Genomic DNA, 674 nt, shown 5'->3' on the forward strand with positions numbered 1-674 from the left:
CGCGGCAATGCCCCCGGATCCCGCACGGTGGCCCCGATGGGTTGCACCCTCGCCGTCGGCCGCACCTGCTCGTAGACTGCCCCGGAACGTACGGTCGCACGCGCGCGGGGGCGTATGCACGACAGGAAGGTTCCATCGATGGGGCACCACCCCGGACGTCCGGATCGTGAGCTCGCCGCAGCGTTGCGGAACGGAGCGCCGGATGCCACGGCAGCGGTCTACGACCGTTTCGCCCCCGGTCTGTACGCATACGCGTGCGGTTTCGTCCCCGTGTCGTCCGCATCGGACGTGGTGTACGACTCCGTCTGGGCGGCGGCCGCACGTATCCGGTCGCTGCGCGATCCCGGACTCCTCCGCGCCTGGCTCCACGCCGTGGTCCGGGCCGACTGTCTCGTCCCACGAGATCGTGGCGATGCTCGGGTCTGCCGGCGACGGGCGTGTCCTCGCCCATGCGCAGGACTTCGTCGACCGGGCGGTGCCCCGCGTACCGAATGCGCTCGGAACGTTCTCCCTCCTCCCCTTCGTTCCGCTGCCCGCCCACTTGCGGGGACGAGTCCTGGCGGTGCAACCTTCGGAGGCGGAACTGCTCGATCTCGGCCGGCGGCTCGAACCGGTGGACCGTGAGGGCTTTCCGCGTCGTGATCGTCGCGCGAAACGCACCGTCCCCGTCGTCG

1 pseudogene is annotated in these 674 nt (G+C 70.8%); it reads left to right on the forward strand.

The window, feature by feature from the left end:
- Positions 1–412: 412 nt before the first annotated feature.
- Positions 413–674, forward strand: a pseudogene (locus A8G18_RS23555) (sigma-70 family RNA polymerase sigma factor); the annotation flags it as partial.

The sequence above is a fragment of the Rhodococcus gordoniae genome (genome assembly GCF_001646655.1).
GTDB classification, from domain to species: Bacteria; Actinomycetota; Actinomycetes; order Mycobacteriales; family Mycobacteriaceae; genus Rhodococcus; species Rhodococcus gordoniae.